15 protein-coding genes are annotated in these 19,476 nt (G+C 58.2%); 7 read left to right on the top strand and 8 right to left on the bottom strand.

The features are described 5' to 3' along the window. The first annotated feature begins 181 nt into the window (after positions 1–181). Both L1A08_RS22355 and L1A08_RS22360 read left to right on the top strand, forming a co-directional pair. A complete protein-coding gene (locus L1A08_RS22355; RefSeq protein ID WP_238758814.1) occupies positions 182–2,803 on the top strand; it encodes a protein-disulfide reductase DsbD family protein in 2,622 nt (873 codons plus the stop codon). A 182-nt stretch (positions 2,804–2,985) separates the two neighbouring features. Further along, positions 2,986–3,402, top strand: a complete 417-nt coding sequence (locus L1A08_RS22360) for an FHA domain-containing protein (RefSeq protein WP_238758815.1) — start codon at positions 2,986–2,988, stop codon at positions 3,400–3,402. Between the two features lie 127 nt (positions 3,403–3,529). Here L1A08_RS22360 and L1A08_RS22365 read toward each other — a convergent pair whose 3' ends face one another. The 7 genes from L1A08_RS22365 to L1A08_RS22805 all read right to left on the bottom strand — a co-directional run bounded on the left by L1A08_RS22365 (position 3,530) and on the right by L1A08_RS22805 (position 11,952). Continuing rightward, on the bottom strand, positions 3,530–4,234 hold the full coding sequence (locus L1A08_RS22365) for a metallopeptidase (RefSeq protein WP_238758816.1): 705 nt from the start codon (positions 4,232–4,234) through the stop codon (positions 3,530–3,532). Between the two features lie 84 nt (positions 4,235–4,318). Continuing rightward, positions 4,319–5,233, bottom strand: coding sequence for an LpxI family protein (locus L1A08_RS22370; RefSeq protein ID WP_238758817.1), 915 nt, complete (start codon positions 5,231–5,233; stop codon positions 4,319–4,321). Between the two features lie 56 nt (positions 5,234–5,289). Further along, positions 5,290–6,381, bottom strand: coding sequence for a UDP-3-O-(3-hydroxymyristoyl)glucosamine N-acyltransferase (gene lpxD / locus L1A08_RS22375; protein ID WP_238758818.1), 1,092 nt, complete (start codon positions 6,379–6,381; stop codon positions 5,290–5,292). Positions 6,382–6,613: 232 nt separating this feature from the next. Continuing rightward, complete coding sequence (locus L1A08_RS22380) at positions 6,614–9,145, bottom strand: DUF1559 domain-containing protein (protein ID WP_238758819.1); 2,532 nt, start codon at positions 9,143–9,145, stop codon at positions 6,614–6,616. Between the two features lie 369 nt (positions 9,146–9,514). Continuing rightward, positions 9,515–10,645: an aminofutalosine synthase MqnE gene (gene mqnE / locus L1A08_RS22385; RefSeq protein ID WP_238758820.1), complete on the bottom strand. Its 1,131-nt coding sequence runs from the start codon at positions 10,643–10,645 to the stop codon at positions 9,515–9,517. 147 nt (positions 10,646–10,792) lie between these two features. Beyond that, a complete protein-coding gene (locus tag L1A08_RS22390; RefSeq protein ID WP_238758821.1) occupies positions 10,793–11,683 on the bottom strand; it encodes a UbiA-like polyprenyltransferase in 891 nt (296 codons plus the stop codon). Positions 11,684–11,820: 137 nt separating this feature from the next. Next, the gene (locus tag L1A08_RS22805) at positions 11,821–11,952 is read right to left on the bottom strand and encodes a hypothetical protein (protein WP_261363016.1); all 132 of its coding nucleotides are present in this window, start codon (positions 11,950–11,952) and stop codon (positions 11,821–11,823) included. A gap of 163 nt (positions 11,953–12,115) precedes the next feature. Here L1A08_RS22805 and glmS point away from each other — a divergent pair, with 163 nt between their 5' ends. Continuing rightward, positions 12,116–13,978 (top strand): glutamine--fructose-6-phosphate transaminase (isomerizing), encoded by a 1,863-nt coding sequence (gene glmS, locus L1A08_RS22395; protein ID WP_238758822.1) that lies wholly within the window; start codon positions 12,116–12,118, stop codon positions 13,976–13,978. 388 nt (positions 13,979–14,366) lie between these two features. Here glmS and L1A08_RS22400 read toward each other — a convergent pair whose 3' ends face one another. Beyond that, positions 14,367–14,636: a GlsB/YeaQ/YmgE family stress response membrane protein gene (locus L1A08_RS22400; RefSeq protein WP_238758823.1), complete on the bottom strand. Its 270-nt coding sequence runs from the start codon at positions 14,634–14,636 to the stop codon at positions 14,367–14,369. Between the two features lie 317 nt (positions 14,637–14,953). Between L1A08_RS22400 and L1A08_RS22405 the strand changes: the two genes are divergently transcribed. The 4 genes from L1A08_RS22405 (at position 14,954) to L1A08_RS22810 (ending at position 19,470) form a co-directional block, all read left to right on the top strand. Next, the gene (locus L1A08_RS22405) at positions 14,954–15,685 is read left to right on the top strand and encodes an RNA polymerase sigma factor (protein ID WP_238758824.1); all 732 of its coding nucleotides are present in this window, start codon (positions 14,954–14,956) and stop codon (positions 15,683–15,685) included. 120 nt (positions 15,686–15,805) lie between these two features. Beyond that, positions 15,806–18,760, top strand: coding sequence for a serine/threonine-protein kinase (locus L1A08_RS22410; protein ID WP_238758825.1), 2,955 nt, complete (start codon positions 15,806–15,808; stop codon positions 18,758–18,760). Between the two features lie 100 nt (positions 18,761–18,860). Beyond that, positions 18,861–19,139 carry a hypothetical protein gene (locus L1A08_RS22415; RefSeq protein ID WP_238758826.1) on the top strand — a complete coding sequence of 93 codons (279 nt, stop codon included), beginning with the start codon at positions 18,861–18,863 and terminating at the stop codon, positions 19,137–19,139. A 199-nt stretch (positions 19,140–19,338) separates the two neighbouring features. Then, on the top strand, positions 19,339–19,470 hold the full coding sequence (locus tag L1A08_RS22810) for a hypothetical protein (RefSeq protein ID WP_261363017.1): 132 nt from the start codon (positions 19,339–19,341) through the stop codon (positions 19,468–19,470). Positions 19,471–19,476: the final 6 nt, after the last annotated feature.

Below are 19,476 nucleotides of genomic sequence, written 5' to 3' on the forward strand. Positions count from 1 at the left end.
TCACGGATCGGAATCGGCTGCCGGGCGATACAATGACTGGGATTTGGGCAAAGGCCGCCTCGGCGACTCCCCGGATCTCCGCTTTTCAGTCTGAATCGCACGAGATAAACTGAATGGCCACCCATTGGACACGACTCTCCCAGATCAACTGCACAGAAACTCTGTTTAGCAGGCTATTTCGATGATGAATATCGGACGTTACTCGGGCCTTCTGGTTTTGACAGCGGTGCTCGCTGTCTTCGCCGTGGGAAGCACTTCGACTTCCGCTCAGTTTGAAGGACTCAACAACAACCTGGCTCTGCCGGGGCTGGGATCGCCTACGGCCCAGGAGCCGAAGGTGGTTGTACGGTTCTCGCCTCAGAAAGCCGTCGCCGGCGAACAGATCAAGGTTGAGATTGAAGTCAAAACCGACAAAGAGTCGTACGTCTACTCGCAGAATCCGAATATCGGAGCCGAGACAAAGATCAAGCTGGACGAAATTGTCGGCCTCGAACCGCTCGACGCGGGGTTCAAACCGAACAAGGAGCCGAAGGTCGTCGTTGAGCCTCTGTTCGATGACGCCAAACTGGAGAAGTTCTTTGGCGGCGTCGTCTGGTCCCGCACGTTCCGCGTGAAGGGCGACGTGGCTCCGCAGGTCAAAGGGGAAGTCCGCTTCCAGGTTTGCGACGATGCAACCTGCAATCAGTTCGTCGAGGCAATTTCGCTGCAGGCAGAGCTTGCCAGCGGAACGGCCCCCGAGAAGCCCGCCACGCCGATGGTGAAGACCGATCCCCCGCAGGTTCCCAAAGTTCCTGAGAGCATTTTCAAGCCCCGGAAACCGGAAACTCTGGGAACGATTACCGGCATTCTACTCGACTCCCAGAAGGTCACTCCCGACCTGAAGACCGACGGAGTCACTCCGGTCACGTTCGACGTCAAACTCCTGAACACCTCGGCTCCGGAAGATTCTGTGCGCACGGTCGTGCTGGCCATCACCGCGAACATGGAAGGCCACTGGCACATCTACGCCCAGACGCAGGACCCGGAGATGTTCGGTATCCCGACCGAGTTCACGGTTCCGACTACGCCCGGCCTTACTCCGATCGACTCCCGGTTTCTGCCGACATCAAAGCCAACGATCACACGGCCTGAACCCGACATCGAACAGCAGTACTTCGAAAAGACAGTCACCTGGCAGCGTCGCTATCAGCTCGATCCCGCTACATTCAAAGGTCCACTGAACGGCTCAATCAAATTCCAGCTGTGCGATGACCAGGGCTGCCTGCCACCACGCACCGTGGAATTCTCGCTGGGGAATCGAACGAAAAGTGGCGACATCGCAGCGGCGTCCCCCGTTCAGACTCCGGACAAAACCGCCTCGAATGCGGGTCCCATTGAAGAAGATGTTCCCGCTCAAAAGAAGGGACTGATCCCCTTCCTCATTACCGGAGTCATCTTCGGTTATCTGGCCCTGCTGACGCCGTGTGTCTTCCCGATGATCCCCATCACGGTCAGCTTCTTCCTGAAGCAGGCGGAGAAAGAGCATCATCGTCCAATCGGCATGGCTCTGCTGTATTGCCTGGGCATCATTGGAACATTTACGTTTATCGGGGTTCTTGTCTCTGCTCTGTACGGCGGTTCGGCCATGACAGGGCTTGCGAACAACGCCTGGTTCAACATCTTCCTGTCAGCCGTGCTGATCTTCTTCGGGTTGAGCATGCTCGGTCTCTTTGAAATTCGCATGCCCTCCTGGCTGCTGACCTGGTCCTCGAAGAAGGAGAGTCAGGGCGGGGTCATTGGCGTGCTGTTCATGGCCTTCACGTTCACGCTGGTCTCGTTCACCTGTACGTTCGCCTTCGTCGGTGGCCTGCTGCCGATGGCCGCCCAGGGAGAATACTACTGGCCAATTCTGGGAATGATCGCCTTCTCGGCGGCCTTCTCGTCTCCGTTCTTCTTCCTGGCACTGTTTCCCAGCTATCTGAAAAAACTGCCGAAAAGCGGCGGCTGGATGAACAACGTCAAGGTGACATTCGGCCTGCTGGAAATCGGAGCGGCGTTCAAATTCCTGAGCGTCGCCGACACGAGCATCTTCTCGGCTCCGTATATCTTCGACTATTCACTGGTCATGACGGCTTGGATGGTGTTAAGCATTGTGACAGGCCTTTACCTGCTCGGTATGTTCCGCCTGCCGCACGACACGGCTACCGATTCAATCGGCGTCCTTCGGCTTAGTTTCGCTCTAATCTTCCTGTCGTTTGCTGGTTATCTGTCGGCAGGCATTTACGGAGCTCAGAAACCGGAAGGGGCTCTCTGGGAACAGATCGCCGCCTTTGCTCCACCGACACTTGATTCTGTCAATGATGTGGATCTTGGTCCGGCTCTCGAGCACGACGAGTTGCTGTACGCTCTGGATGTCGATCAGGCGATTCAGTTCGCCAAGTCGAAGGGGCAGCCGTTGTTCTTCGATTTTACGGGTGTGAACTGCGTGAACTGCCGTTTCATGGAAGCCAATGTCTTCCCGAAGGAGGAAAATCGCGAACTGCTCGAAAAGTTTGTACGGGTCCAGCTGTTTGTCGATGTCATCCCGAACATGGCCGGTCTGGAACAGGGCGACGAGATTCTGGACAAAAACCAGCGATTGCAGTCAGACTGGTTCAACGACACCTCGATGCCCGCCTACGCCATTGTCACACCGGACGGAGAAACGATCTTGAGCACTTATAAAGGCAAAGAACGGGCTCCCGGTCAGTTTACCCGCTTCCTGAAAACGGGTCTGGAAGCCTGGCAGCAGATCGCCAGTTCGGGAACGCCGGTGCGTCGTTAGTCGGACAAACCGTCAGATCCGGCGCAACGGAATCAGTCGGGACAGCGCGTTCAGACGTTCTATTCGGTCCCCGCAATACGTCGGATCGGAGCGAAACTGGCAAGTGGCAGCTTGACGCCCTGTGTATCGGGATTCAAACTGATGCAGAGTGTCCCCTGACTTTTTGAGACAGCTGCACGTCCATGCAAGCCAAGCTGATTCCTGTTGATAAAGGGCGTGAGATCGTCATTACCCGTGATGTGACCGTAGTTGGTCGCAAGCACGGGGCCTGCGATGTGGTGATCGACCATCCCAGCATCTCCAAGATGCACTGCATCGTCGCCCGCACCGACGGCCTGCTCTTCATCCGCGATCTCGGCAGCACCAACGGAACCAAGGTCAACGGACAGCGTGTCCTTCGCGGCGCCATTCTTCCCGGCGACGAGCTCGCCTTCGCCAAAGTGAAATTCAAGGTCTTCATGGGTCCCGATGACGAAGAAGACGTCAACGGCCGCGAAAGAACCGAAGTCATCGAACAGGACGCCGCCACGGCCGATTCGTCTGAATTCGAACTGCTCCCCGAGGACGAAATGATCTCGTTCCTCGACGACGAAGACTGAGCCACGCTTCGCCGGCGACCTCTGCAGGGTGCCGTCTCGCTTTTTGTCAGCCGAGGGGTGCCACTGCTGGCTTGCCCAGCAGTGCGATCTCAAATTCGACCACTGACAGTTACCAGTGGCCAAACCCCTACTGCGGTTGACCCCAGATTTTCTCCAGCAGCGCGTACATCCTGGGATCATGCGCTTTCAGTTCGGTGGCGTTGAACGGGAAGAAATCATTCTGGCCGAAATAGGCTTCCGTGTTTTCAGCGAAGTATTCTTTCGCATTCGTGATCGCGTACGCGCGTTCAATCTTTCCGTTGCCGCGCCGCACCTGATCGTAAAGTCCGGTCGACTTTGCGGCGTCATAGGCGGCTTTGATATCGACATGATCAAAACCGAGGACCTGATCGTGATAGGCATGGGCCAGTTCGTGCAGCACGAAGACCGGCATGCGTTTCACTTCCTTCTCGAAGATCGCGATGTTGGTGAACTCGACACAGCGGGCCATCTCCGGATTGCGATCGTTCTTCTTCAGCCAGTCGACTGACGGATGATACACGGCCTTCGGACCAATCCCCGGATACAGCGGCGAGAACCAGAGTGTCACCTGTTGCAGTTGCGGGATGTGTCGCTCCGGCACGACGTCTATGATGAAGCAGAGTTGTTCTTCCAGCAGCTTGAGAGCCCGTGCCGTTTCGTCGGGGCTGTCGCGTTCGAGTCGCGTATCGAGGTGCAGGGTCCACCCCTGGATCTCGACCTGTCGGAAGGTCGGCTCCGCAGCCTGACTGTGGACCGTCAAAGAAGCCAGCAGGAGGGGTAGAACAAGAAGCACTCTGCGGAACGCAAGCATGGCGGATCTCCTGCAAAGAACAGCGGACGGAAGATCCAATGGTACCCGGCGACTGTGCCTGTGAAAACCAGCTCACCCTGCTCTTCAGCAGGCGACGCGGAGCTGAGCTTCTTCGGCATTCAGCGAAACAATGGCGATGCCGAGTTTGTCCGCCAGATCGATGACTTCAGGTTCATCAATGATGATCGTCTGACCGGCTTCGACAGCCAGCACGCGACCGCCGGCTTCGTGCATCGAACGCAGAGTCTGCACGCCGATAGTCGGAACATCGAAGCGGCTGTCCTGTTGCGGCTTGGCCACTTTCACGACGGTAAACCCGCCGCGTTTGCAGAGTTCACCGGCACGCAGAATGGCTCTGTCGGTTCCCTCGATCGCTTCAACGGCAATCACAGCCGTATCGTTGACGACAATCGTCTGACCGATATCCAGACGGCCGATTTCCTTGGCCATCTCCCAGCCGAAGGCGATATCTTTCCACTGAGCAGCAGTCGGTTTTCGTCGAGTGAGGAAGCCGTGTTGCACGAGTAACTCCGGACAGAATTCGAGTGCGGATGCAAAGTGAATGCGGTCGCGTTCAAACTCGCGAATGACCGCCAGCAGCAGCGTGTCGTCTTTTTTGTTGTCGCAGGCGTAACGCAGCCACAGATGAACGGTTCGCAGATCGGGCATGAGTCGCCAGATGCGGTTCGACTGAAACAGAACCGTCTTCTCGATCTTCCCGGCCATCACGACCTGATCGACTTTATTCCGTTTGAACCAGCGGATCGCCTGACCGATGCGGGCCAGAGGAACCGGAGAGTAATGGTGACACATCCCGGCCAGCGATTCATCGGCCATTCCGATGACGCCCATCCCGAACAGTTCGTAGTTCTGAGCGCGTGCCGCTTCCGCGAAGATGAGCGGAAACCGCCCCGCTCCGGCCAGCAGACCCACCCGCATTCCCGCGGGATGCCGCCGCTCGGCAGGCTCGAATTGTCGAAGTGGAAGGATATCTGCCATGACTCAGGAAACGTAAACCATTTGAACGATTGAAATTGACTTCAGTAACGACTCACTCAGGCCGCGCGACGGTGCTCCTGAGGATTCTCGGTCGAGCCAAGCTCGTCCAGACGGGCTTCCAGTTTCTCGACCTGCTTCTGCAGCCGACGAACCGTCTGCCGTGTTTCCGGCAGCTTGGTCTGAGCGGTCATGATCTTGGACTGCTGTTCCAGCGGCAACGCAGGCGCTCCAAGCAGAGTGGCACCGGCTTCGACGTTGCGGAAGACGCCGCATTGCGCCATCAGATTCGCGCCTTCGCCAATATGCAGGTGATCAGCGATGCCGACTTGACCGCCGAAGCGGCAGTAGTTGCCGGTGGTCACCGATCCCGCCAGTCCGACCTGAGACACGATCACGTTGTGTTCCCCGATCTGACAGTTGTGAGCAATCATCACCAGGTTATCGATCTTGGTGCCCCGACCGATCACGGTCGGCTCGAACATGCCCCGATCGATCGTTGTACACGATCCGACTTCGACGTCCTCTTCGAGAATCACGGAACCAAAATGCTCGATCTTATGAAAGGCGCCGCCGTGAAAGCGGTAGCCGAATCCGTCTGCTCCGATCACCGAGCCCGAATGGACCTGCACCCGATCTCTCAATTCACAGTTGCCATATACGACAACACGCGGATGTAGAATGACATTGGTGCCCAGAGTCACATTATGTTGCAGGACAACGCCAGCGTGCAGATGGCAGCCCTCACCGATCTGACAATTGGGGCCAACGGAAACATGCGGTCCGATGGTCACGCTCGCGTCAATCGTGGCGGTTCGGTCCACGACGGCTGTCGGGTGAATGCCCGGGCGGCGTTCGGGAGCCGACTGGCGAAACAGCGGCAGCAGCTCAATGAAGGAGTTGAACGGATCCGCGACAACAATGAGGGCTTCCCCATTGAACGGGATCTGACCCGGGTCACATTTTTCAGGGATCAGAACAACCGAGGCTGACGCCTTGGCCAGCTGTTTGACCTCCTGGGCGTTGCTGAGAAACGACAGCGTTCCTTCGCGAGATCGCGAGATCGAGGAGACGTCATCGACTAACGCATCCGGGTTTCCATGCAGGATTCCGGAGACAAGTTCGGCGATTTTTGCAGCGTTGAGACTCATCAGCCCATCCTTGAGCGGTCTGCGGCAACTCGGGTCACCGGGTGTGTTAACGGACCAATCCCTGGCCCTAACCGAGTGTGTATAGCAAGACGTTCCGGCTCGACGCAAGAGGAGTTCCAAACCGGACCACACGTGTGCGGATTTGGCAGTTTTTACAATTGCAGACGCGAACAGGGAGTGACCGTCGACACAGTCGCTCCCTGTTCATTCGTTTCAAACTGCGATTCGACTTCTAGAATTCGCCTACAACCTCGCCATCGGCCATCTGGGCGAGGCGTTCGAGCACCACAGGGTCAACATGTTTGCTGACGGTGCGGACCGATCCATCCGCCATCAGCACCTGCATCGTTTCCCCATCGGATCCCCCCAGACCATCCGGACCATAAACATACGGTTTATGGGAGAGTCCACGAACGGTGCTTTCTCCCCCCTGAGCCCAGGGGCCGTGATCGTCAGATGCTGACGTGATCATCATCGTGTTGCTCATCCCGTCGGTGATGTCCCTCATCCGTGTCTCACGATCGTAGCCGAAGATGCCACAACCTTGCTGTCCGATTTTGAGTTCCGGGGCATTCTTCCCCACGCCGGCAATGGCGACATAATGCGTGATGCCGTATTCACTATCCCCTTCATTCATGCCGGGATCGAGCAGATTGGGGATCTGGATCTGGGCCATTTCATCGTTGATCTCTTTGTTCCAGGCCAGCTTGCGATCGATTTTCTCGTAGAGCGGAGCCTGTTCGATGAACGGAAGGATCGATACGACCCAGCTCAACCGGTCTTCAGGCTGTTCCAGGTCCTCGTTGGGAATCGTTGCGGACGGGAAATGCTTGTAAACGTCGTGATAGTTGTGCATCGCCAGTCCAAGTTGCTTCAGGTTGTTTGAAGACTGCGTCCTGCGAGCCGCCTGGCGGGCCGCCTGAACAGCTGGCAACAGCAACGCGACCCCCACGCCGGCCACGGCGGCTGTGCTCATTCCGGCGTTGCCGCCGAACATCGGAAACCCTGCCGTCGAGCTGCGTGAGTACATCGTGCAACCGTTCTCATCGCAGACCGACACGGCCAGGTTCGGAAACAGCGGAGCGGTGATTCGCTCGGGCGGCGGGAAGTCCTCGATGTAAACCGGGAGTTCCTCGTCTCCTTCAAGACCCTCGCTCAACGCGGCGGACTGGAGCATCGGAAGGAACGGCATGCCCAGATTCAGCAGCAGCTGATAGGTATCGCGCGTGTTCATCGCACTGATCGAACTGAACTCCGCCGGCAATGCTCCGAGCGCCGTTTTGTATTCTTCGTCCGGTTTCCAGCTGGGAAGCTTGCCTTCAACTCGCAAACGAAAGGCTTCCACGGCCTGGGGCATCAGTGCCACGACAAGCCAGTTGTCGACCACCTGAACCGCACCGTACTGCACCGCCTGATCGCCATCCCCCGTAATATCAAAGACGATCAGATCGTGACCGTCCTTCTCGATCCGGAAGGGATAAACCGGCCAGTCGTAGTACTCGCCGTCTTCTTCAGCCTCTTCGAGACGTGTCATCTGCCCGTCGATAAAGGCCTTGACCTGATCGGGGTTCTTGAGCTCGACGCACAACGCGGCTCCCATACCGAACATCCCGCCATTGGCATCGTCATACTGGCAAACGACATCACCGAAGTGAGCGAGCAAATCCGCTTTCGGATCAAAGCCCAGCATCTTGGGCAGCGAATCGATCATCGCTTCCGCCTGATCCTGCTGCGGTCCCCCCACGACTTTCGCGGCGTTCCGGGCCAGCGCGATCAACGCGTCGTAAGTCGCTTCGGCATCGTATTGCGAGGCCATGAACCAGTTCATCTTCGAGGGCATGGGCGGCAGATCGTCCATGGTCATCATCGGGCCGTCCGATCGCCCCAATCCGACGATCTGAGTTTCAGTCCAGTTCGCTTCGCCCTTATAGCCCGTGCGGGCGACGACGGTTTCGAGCCTGTCCATGCCAACGAGCTTGAGGACATCGGCTACCGTCAACTGCTGTTCGGTCGGAACCGGCAACGGAATTGAGCCGTACTTCTTCTGCAACGCGGTCCAGTCGAGCCAGAAGAGCCCGGTTTGTGCGAAGTCGACGTCTTTGGCTTTCACGGCTGCAAAACTCTCATTGTCCGCCAGCGTCGGCTCGTCGCCGGAAATACAGGCCATTGTCTGCTGAACGACATTTGCGCCCACGGCGACAACGAGGCTCTCCCCTTCTTTCCAGAGGCCGACCTGAATGCCGGGGGACTGAGGGATAATGAAATGAGCGACCGACCGTCCGTTGATGCGTTCAACTTCGAGTTGAATCCCTTCGCGTTCGAGCGACTGCCCCAACAGATTCGTCGCCGCTTCGGCCCATCGCCCCCCCGCATTGAAGATAATCCGCGAAGAGGGTATGGGATCCTGAGGATCGGACGACAGCGAAGCCGCCACGATGTAGCCCTGACCAATCAGGTCTGCGGCCACTTCGCGGGCTTGCCGGGCGTTCCCGCTTTCATCACGGGCGATCATGAATTCGATGATGCGATCGAAGACATCCGCGAGACCCGACTCGACGAAGGCCTGATACTCGGCCGTTTCGGAGTACGCCTCTTTGTGATCGGTGAGACCATCAAACGACGTATAAAGGAAGGTGTTCTGTGGAATGAGATCCTCAGGAGCAGCCGCCTGCCACATGAAGCCTTTCGCGACATTCCAGCTGATCACCACCGTTGCCAGAAGTGCCGCCAGAATCGTGTACCGGGATTTCCCCCATCTCGCCATCGCTCGTCTCCTTCTGCTCAAAGGTAGCTACTCGATCAGTGGTCCCGATTCCTGAAGGCCGTCCAGCCATCAGTGAACCAATGTCAAACATAACGAGTCAAACAGAGACTGGCGAGGATTTCCCGGGAGTTCCGACGAACTTCCCCCATTCAGACAGAGCAAAAGCCTGGAATCACAAGACGCGGGCACCACGAGCAACCAAGTCCACTCCCGAGGGTCCTCTGTGCGGCCCGGAAGGGCGTGACTCGAAAGGGGGAGGCGTTGCTTCAAGCAGAAGGCAACTCGAGCACGTGAAGCAGAAAGAATCAAACTTGGGGAGAACGCGGTTTACGCGCGATCTCCCTTGTGAGATCAACCGATCGATGACTGCTATGCGAGGACCGGTTCGCCGACGGTCCAGCGGTGGCCGTCGCGGATCACTTTGCGGTAGAGCGTATCGCGTTCGACTGGGATGCAGCCGGCTTCGCGGATCATGTTGTGCAGCTGCTCGACGGTCAGCGCCTGCGGGGTCTTGGCACCGGCGTCGTGGTAAATCGTTTCGTGAACCACGGTGCCATCGAGGTCATCTGCTCCGAAGCCGAGGGCAACCTGAGCCGTCGATTCACCCAGCATAATCCAGTAGGCCTTGATGTGGTCGAAGTTATCGAGCATCAGGCGGCCGATCGCGATTGTCCGCAGGTCCATCTGGCCGGTCGGCTTGGGAATGTGATCGAGCCCCGTGTTCTCCGGATGGAAGGCCAGCGGAATGAAGGTCTGGAATCCGCCGGTTCGATCCTGCAGGGTTCGCAGTCGGAGCAGATGGTCCATGCGATGCTCGGCCTGTTCCACATGACCGTAAAGCATCGTCGCATTCGAGCGGATGCCGAGGTCGTGAGCCGTGCCGTGAATGTCGATCCAGCGTTCCGAATCGGCTTTGTGCTCGCACAGCTGCTTGCGAATGTCCTCGTCGAAGATCTCCGCGCCGCCACCCGGCATGCTGCCGAGACCGGCGTCTTTCAGTTCCTGCAGCACCCAGTCGTACGGCTTCTTCGTGATGTGACTGAACCAGTTGATCTCGACCGCGGTCCAGGCTTTGATATGGATCTCGGGATCGGTTTCATGAATGATCCGCACGACATCGACGTACCAGTCGAACTTCTTCTGGTGATGCAGTCCGCCGACAACATGGATCTCGGTCGCCCCCTTCTCCTGGGCTTCGTGGACACGCTCGCGGATCATGTCGTCGCTGAAGATGTAGGCCTTGTCGGCCTTGAGATCGGAGCGGAACGCGCAGAATCGGCAGCGGTACACGCAGACGTTGGTCGGGTTCAGATGAATGTTGGTGTTGTAGTAGGCGTAGCGGCCGTTTTTCTGTTCGCGAACGTAATTCGCCAGCCGCCCGAGCGTCATCAGATCGACTTCGCGATCCAGAAACATCCCGTCGTCCATCGTCAGACGGGTGCCGGAATAAACCTTCTCTTCGATCTCTGCGATACGTTTCTGGACGTCTGCCTGCGACATGGAACTATACTCTCGTCGAGTTACTCGAACTAAGCGGGCCGGCGATGCGGGTTTTCAGGCCGGATTCTGCATGCGGATTATACGCAATCGGGCGTGCTGCCGCGCCGGGCAGTGTGAAAAATGCGACCAGTTGTCGCGGGGCGCACTCTACACGTCGAGCCACAGGTCTGCAATTCCGAACAACAGCAGCCCGAAACTGATCACGGCATTCACATTGAAGAACGCGACGCCGGCTCGGGACAGGTCCGACGGCTTCACGAGCAGATGTTCGTACACCAGCAGGCAGGCCATGAGAACGACTCCGACCAGAAAGATCGTCGACAGCGGACTGGTGACCGCGAAGGCGATCAACGCTGCCGCACACAGGAAATGGCTCGTCGCGGCCACCTTCAGAGCCTTCGGGACCCCCAGGCGAGCGGGGATGCTGTGCAGACCGGCGGAGCGATCGTACTCCGCGTCCTGACACGCATAAATAATGTCGAAACCGCCAACCCAGAAGAAAATCGCCGCGGCCAGCCACCACAAACTCGGCTCCAGAGAACCGGTCAGGGCGACCCACGTGGCCAGCGGGGAAAGCATCAACGCCGCAGCCAGCCAGTAATGAGCCAGCATGCTGAACCGTTTGATCAGCGAATAAGCGAGCAGAAACAGCAGGACGGGGACCGAAAGCATCAGCGGAAGCTGATTCGGCAAGAACAGCAGCGTTGAGGCGATGAATCCCAGGCTGCTGAGGATCGTCAGAGCGAGAACGCTTCCCGCACTCAGCAATCCCGCCGGGATGTGCCGGCCGGCCGTCCGGGGATTCTCGGCGTCGAACTTCCGATCCGCGTACCGGTTGAAGGCCATCGCCGCCGTGCGGGCAAAAACCATGCACAGCAGCACCCCCAGCAGATCCTGCCAGCGGAACGGAGCGACGGTTGACCAGGCCAGAATCGCACTCAACAGAGCGAACGGCAGCGCAAAGATCGTATGACTGAACCGGATCAGGCCCAGATACAGCGAAAGTTGCGACGGTCGTGGTTGTTCGGCTGCAGTCATCGAGTCATTTCTCATCAGTGGAAGAGCGCGATTCTAGTCGCCGGCAGAACCGAACTCAAACTGGCCGTGCTGAAACGTCACCTTCGATCCCGGGTTCGAAACGCGGTTGGCCCAGACGAGCATGTCCAGGGGACGAGTCACAGGAAGAGGCCGTCCTTCGCCGAGAAAAAGGCCAGCGATTCTTCGGCGAGCGGCAGACGGCTGACCAAGAGAGCGTCGGTCAGCTTCCACTTGCGGCTCCGCCACTCAGACGCACGCGTCTGAGCCATCCCTGATCTCAACGAGGGTATCGGACTATCCGACGCATCGGAATCGGCAAATAATTCCCCTCGACTGCCTGTCCCTGCTTTTCCCAAGACAGAAGTTGACCTGTCTTTCCTGATTCTGGTAGCTTCCCGCAAGGAGTCCACTTTTTCAGTCAGGGTAGATGCTATGTGTGGAATCATCGGTTACGTCGGACATCAGCAGGTCCAGAATCTTTTGCTGGACGGATTACACCGGCTCGAGTACCGCGGGTACGACAGTGCTGGAATCGCTGTGCTGGAAGGCGGGCAGATCTCGCTGACGAAGAAAGCCGGCCGCGTCCAGGAACTCGGACATGCCGTCGCCGAGGCTCCGCTTCAGGGTCACATTGGCATCGGCCATACCCGCTGGGCAACGCACGGCGAGGTCAACGACACCAACTCTCACCCTCATTTCGGCGGCGACGGTGAAATTTGCCTCGTGCACAACGGAGTGATCGAGAACTACTCGACGCTGCGGAAGAAGCTCAGAGAACGCGGTTTCGAGTTCGTCACCACGACCGACTCGGAAGTTGTCGCCCACCTGCTGGCATATGAATATCGTCAGGGACTCGAACAGGGTGGACGGGTCGGTTCCCAACAACTTTGCGTGGACGCTCTTCAGGCCACGCTGATTCAGCTCAAAGGGACGTACGGTCTGGCTGTTCTGTATCGCGACTGCCCGGACACGATGTATGTGGCCCGCGTCGGCAGCCCGCTCGTCATTGGCATTGGTGACCACGAGAACTTTGTCGCCAGCGATGCCAGCCCTCTGGCCGTGCATACCGAAGAAGTCGTCTATCTGTCGGACAACGAGATCGCCATCCTCACCCCCGATGATGTCCAGATCATTCACCGCGACAGCGGAGCGGTCGACCTGAAGATCCAGGTGCTCGATCAGTCCGCAGGCGATTCCGAACTGGGCGATTTCCCGCACTACATGCTCAAGGAAATCTACGAGCAGCCGCAGTCGATCGAAAACGCCATGCGAGGCCGCTTCGACGAAGATGAAGCCACCGCCGTATTCGGCGGGCTCAACATGACGGCCAAGGAACTGCGGAAAGTCGACCGCATCGTCCTCACCGCCTGCGGCACCTCCTGGCACGCCGGTCTGGTGGGCGAATATCTGCTCGAAGAGTTCGCCCGCATCCCGACCGAAGTCGAATACGCCAGCGAACTCCGGTACCGCAATCCGCCGATGTCCGAGAACACGATGATCTTCTCGATCACCCAGTCGGGCGAAACGGCTGATACGCTCGCAGCAATGCGGGAATGCAAACGCAAAGGTCATCCGACGCTCGCGATCTGCAACGTGGTCGGTTCAACGATCGCCCGCGAAGCGGACGGTGGAATTTATCTGCACGCCGGCCCGGAAATCGGAGTCGCTTCGACCAAAGCCTTCACCTCTCAGGTCACAGTGCTCACGTTGCTTTCGCTCTTCTTCGGTCGCATGCGGCACCTGTCGTACCCCGCCGGGAAGCGAATCATCCGCCATCTTCGGGACATCCCCGCTCAGGTCGAAGAGACACTGAAATGTCACGAAATGGTCAAGTACGTCTGCGAGAAGTACGCCCGATACAACAACTTCCTGTACCTGGGTCGCCTCTACAACTTCCCGGTCGCTCTGGAAGGAGCGTTGAAGCTCAAGGAAATCAGCTACATTCACGCCGAGGGTTACCCGGCTGCCGAGATGAAGCACGGCCCGATCGCTCTGGTCGACGAAGTCACTCCGTCGGTCTTCGTCGTTCCCAAGTGCGGCATCTACCCCAAGGTCATCAGCAACCTGGAAGAAGTCAAAGCCCGCAAAGGTCCAGTCATCGCCATCGCCTGTAAGGGAGATGAAAAGATCGCCGAACTGGCCGACGACGTGATCTACGTGCCGGACGTCGAAGAATACCTGCAGCCGCTCGTCACTTCGATTCCGCTGCAGTTGCTCTCGTACCACATCGCCCTGCACCGGGGTTGCAACGTCGACCGCCCGCGAAACCTGGCCAAGAGCGTGACGGTGGAATAGTCCACTCCCGCTGCCTCGCAAAGTATGCCACTGGCTGAGCCAGTGCGGCCCGGATGGTTTCACCCAATAAGGCGCGAATGGCGCTGCCTCTTGTCGCGGGCGCGACCCGCCCGCTGAGGCGGACGGGCCACCCGTTGAATCTCAATTCTGTGCGGCCGGGTCTCGAAGAAATCTCGTCCATGGTGCGGCCTCTTGTGACTTCGTCACCCGCCCGTGACGGACGGGCCACCCACTCCATTACCGTTTCCTGAGACCTGCTAAACTTCACGCCAATGGGATCCGCCAGCGGCTATTCCAGCCTGCGTTCTTGCGAACGCTTTCTGCGCAAAAAACAAGCCGGCCTCTTCCCGAGACCGGCTTGTCCTACCTGATTCGAATTGTCTTCAGCTTAGCGCCATGCGCTCCGGCGGCCACGGGACGACAGCAGCACCAGAATCACGGCCCCGATCAACGAGGCGATGAAGCTGGACGGCTGGAGAAGATCTCCTCGTCCCATGAAGAGATAGTAGCCGAATCCCCCCAGGAATGAGCCGGCGACGCCGAGCAGGATCGTTGCCAGCAAGCCCATCGGCTGACGTCCCGGCACCAGCAATCGTGCGATCGCTCCGACCACCAGACCAAACATACTCCACACCACAATCGCGACCAGCAAGTCCATCGTTGTATCCCCTCGGTTGAATGTTTCTCGTCTCAATCGAAGCCTTCTGAAATGAGCGACGACTTCGTTTCATCGAATATGCAGAAACCGTGCCGCAATCGGCCCCTCACTCCACATAAACCCGCAACCCGTTTCCACATAACGACTTGAACCGAACCCGCAGACCAGTAAAACTGGACGGTGACCGCTTTATTGATCGGTCAGCGACCATCTGTTTGCGGAATTGCTGACGGCCGATCTTGCGAACGCCCCGCCCGACGACCAGACTGACGCTTCACGTCTGGCGATCAGCAATTCCCTGATGCATTGGCTGTCCGATGTCTGGATCGACCCCGCCCCAGAGGCATTTTCAGACCACATGCTGGAGCATCATCCGTCGATCCGTTTCGCCAACGGTCGAAGGTCGAGCGGCTCTGGAAGAGCTCTGCAATCTTTACTGGGTTCCGCTCTACAGTTATCTGCGAAAGACAGGTCAGAGCCGCGCAGACGCGGAAGATGTGGTTCAGGGATTCTTTCTGCTGTTATTCGAACGCGACGACTTGCAGAAGCTCTCTCCTGAACGGGGGCGGTTTCGATCCTTTCTTCTTGCTTCGCTCAAAAACTTCCTCTGCAATCACCGCGAACGAGACCGAGCATTGAAGCGCGGTGGTGGCAAGCGGCCCATTCCAATCGACACCGCGTTCGCTGAGAACAGACTTCAACAGTCGTTTGCCCAACCGATCACTGCTGAAGACGCTTTCGATCGAGAATGGGCCCTGACTGTACTTGAAGCCGTTCAAGCACGACTTCGACAGGAGTACGAGAGTCGCGGCCGGCAGGCACTCCACCAACTCCTGGCATCGCACGCGACCGGGCACTCGGAAATGCCGTACCGCGACATTGCTCAGCAGGTGGACATGACTGAAGGGGCGATCAAAATGGCGATGAAGCGCTACCGGAAGCGATTTCACGAACTCCTGCGTGAAGAAATCTCGCAAACCGTCCTTAGCGAGGAAGATGTCGATGACGAGATCCGACTGCTCATTGCCGCTCTTCAGAAGTCCAGGTGAAAGGGGGCGGGGGCCGCAACCGCTGAATAACTGAGAAAAAAATCCGCGAGTCCGCGTGACTTCCGCCCGGCGTTTCTTCTCTCATAGGTAGAATACCTGCTCGAACCTGTGAGGACAGCAATGAACACCAACGCACACCTCTGTCCGGAATGTCAGAATCCGTTACCGGCCGAGGCTCCGAATGCCCCCTGTCCCATCTGCCTCATGAAGCTCGGTCTGGCGAGTTGGACCGCTCGCAGTCAGGACGCTGACGATCGGGCGAATGCGGCCACACGGGTTACGCCGGGAGCTTTCCAGGCGCCGGGCATCGCGGAACTCCAACCATGGTTTCCCCAGTACGAGTTGCTGGAACTGCTCGGCAAGGGAGGAATGGGAGCGGTCTACAAAGCGCGGCAGAAAACGCTCGATCGGCTCGTCGCAATCAAAATTATCAATCCGACCGCCGCAGAGGATGCGGCTTTCGCGGAACGCTTTCTTCGTGAAGCCCGATCGCTGGCGATGATGAGTCATCCGAACATCGTCACGGTGCACGACTTTGGTCGCACTGAGTCGAAGGCTGACTCTCCGCTTTTCTATATTGTCATCGAGTATGTCGACGGCTTGAATCTCCGAGAGTTGATGCGGGCCGGTGAAGTCTCCACCGCACAGGCCCTGAAGATCGTCCTGGCCATTTGTGATGCGCTGCAATACGCCCACGATCACGGCGTCGTACATCGGGACATCAAGCCCGAGAACATCCTCGTCGATCGTCACGGACGGGTGAAGATCGCCGACTTTGGTCTCGCCAAGCTGACCGGCATCACGAAGCAGAACATCACGCTCACCGGCGCCTACGAAGCGATGGGCACCCTGCATTACATGGCTCCGGAACAATTCGAGCGACCTCTGGAAGTCGACCATCGAGCCGACATTTATGCTCTCGGCGTCACGCTATACGAATTGCTGACGGGCGAACTGCCAGTCGGTCGATTCGCCACACCTTCTCAACGCGTGCATGTCGACATTCGATTTGATGAAGTGGTCCTCAAAGCCCTGGAACGGGAACCTGACCGACGGTATCAGAACGCCAGTGACGTGAAGACGGCCGTGGAGTCGATCTCGAAATCGCAAAGCTTATTGGTATCGTCGCCATCCGAGGAGACCGAGAACGCCAGGGAGGTCGAATCCGGGCGCGACGTGGCGATCTTTCTGATTGCGTCGGTGAGCCTCTATTTTTATGCCCGTGCGACGGAGAATCTGCAGCTCTGGTATCCGCTGTTTCCCCTGGCCAGTGCCCTGTTGATCGGCACACTTCAGTGGACTCGACAATTTCGCAAGAGATTCCGTGCGAGATCGCTCAGCACAGGACTGCTGGGAATGATGATTGGCGTATTCGCCGCCGAGGACATCGCCCGTTTTCTCGCGGCCAACCTCATGAGCGCCGATCGAGCCACAGGCAGCGATGTTGTGTTTGTCCGCGCCTCGTTCCTGATTCTCGCCGGGTGGATTCTGACTGAGCTGGTCAGCGTTTCGAGATTCTCGATGGCCGCGTTGGTGAAACCGAAGGACGGCCTGGAAAACTCTTTTCCAGTTCCATTCACTCGAAGTCGATTCACCTCGCTGTGGATGCAGCAGCCGAAATCCATTCGCGTCCTCTGGCACCTCTTGCTCGCCGTCGGGTACATCGTCTGTCTGGCGACGTTCTTCAGTTTTCACGGCAGCCGTACGTCATCGCTCCATGAGTTCCAGATCGGCAATCCCGCTCCCTGGTTGACTCACGAAGTCACGCCGGATCGCTTTCACTGGTCCCTGCACCTGGGGTCCTCCGCGCTGGTGGGACTGCTGGGCTGGCTGTTTCTCTCTCTGGAGCACTGGCTCACGGGTGTGGAAGGAGAGAAACAGTATTCGATGCACTGGAATACGGTCGCCTGTGGCTTTTTGCTGACAGGATCAAGCGGCCTGGGCCTGCTCTCATTGAAGTTGCACTGGTCGGTGCTCAGTCCGGAACAGACGGGTCAACTTCCGTCCGGTTTCGTCTCACTGCTTTCGCTCGTCATTGCCGGGGTCGCCCTGATGGTCTGGGGATTGAGAGCGATTCAGGCGGAAGGAAAAGCCTCCGACCCGGCCGAGGGAACTCCGACGTCGAGCGAGCCCGTCGACGGTCCGTTTCCTCCGGGCATGGGACCGCGGTATCTGGCCATTGCTCTCGGGGGACTGATTTCGGCGGCCGTTTGCCTCGCAGGAATCGGATTGCTACTCGCCGGGTTCCTCACTGATCCTGCGTCCGATGCTCGCTGGGCCTGGTTCGGTGCGGGAGGAGGAACACTCATCGGCGGACTCGGCGGAGCGATCGGCGTATGGCGAACACATCGACTTGTCGGGGGCGGCCGTGATCCCATGAATGACAGCGAATGGAACGCGCTCGATTCGATCTTTCTCCTCGTCTTGCAGCTCAGTGGGGCAGCCGTGCTTGGTGGAGGACTTTTCTGGCGCGAACTTGGTTATGGGGCGGCTCTCACGACAGTTCTCCTGGGAACTATACTCGGGTTGAACACCGGCGGCTTCAGTGTGTGGCGCTGGTCGGTGCGATCGTCAAAACAGAAGGGGCAGAGCGGAGATCGACTCGATCCCCAACTGGTGATGATCGCAGCCGGCATGCTGCTCGGAGCCGTGCTCGCTGCCGGCGGTCTGACTCTGCTCGTCATCGGCAGTCTCTGGCAGCCCGGCGGCGAAAAGATGATCGGCGCCTGGATGGGGAGTGGCTTCGGGTGCTTCTTCGGTGGCATGGGGGCCTTCATCGGCTGCTGGAATTCGTACCGCCACCGCGAAGGGGCAATCGATCTCTGGGAGGCACCTCATCGCACATGGTTCGACATGCTCATGGCCATCGATGCGGCCCTCGGTCTGGGAACCTTGATCGCGGCTCTCGCACTGCCGACAACCTGGAGTCTGGAATTTCGCTGGTCCCTCGGACTGATCGGCGTGATCCTCCTCTTCCAGAGCAGCCTCTTTGGCCTGATGCGGGGGCTCGGCTATCGCAGCGCCATGCAAACGCTGGACGAACTTCACCCCGACCGGCCGATCGAATCGCAATGACGGTTTCAGATCATCGCGACTGCGAGAAGGAAGGCTGGATCGATCACAGTTGCAAATTTTTGCTGGTGCCATCAATCACCGCGGTATTAGAATCGAGGGCATGATTCAGCTCACCCAGGAACAACGCGATGCCCTCAGCCGGAGCCACGACCGAATCGAATTCGAAGATCCGATCACGAAGAAGGTCTACGTGCTGGCCGAACGCGACCTCTGGTTAAGATCCCCGGCTCCCTTAGCTGAGAACGCCGACCTGGTGACGATTCAGAGAGAGATTCGCGAATTGGAAGCCGGCGAAGGGATGGGCTTCGACGAGTTACGAAAAGAGCTCTATACAGAGATGCGAGAAGAGTTCGGACTCCCCCTCCCGGAGATCGAATGAGTTTTCGTTTGATCATTCTCCCCAGGGCCCGAGCGGAAATGTTCGCTACGTCTCGATGGTGGGCAGAGAATCGCGATCGCGCTCAGGCTGCTGCCTGGATCGATGGATTTTTCAGGAAACTCCAGCCCCTCGGCACGAGGATCCTCTTTCCTACCCGCTCGCGGACGAAAGTGACCCGTTCCGCGATGAAATCCGCCAGTTGAATTACGGGCTTCCGGGCAAGCCGACCCATCGCACCCTGTTCACGGTTGTTTCCCCCGACAAGGTTGTCGTGCTCACTATTCGCCATCTGGCTCAAGGCCCGATCGATCCCCGTGACGTCAATCCCTGACATGCG

It is taken from the genome of Rubinisphaera margarita, assembly GCF_022267515.1.
Lineage (GTDB): Bacteria > Planctomycetota > Planctomycetia > Planctomycetales > Planctomycetaceae > Rubinisphaera > Rubinisphaera margarita.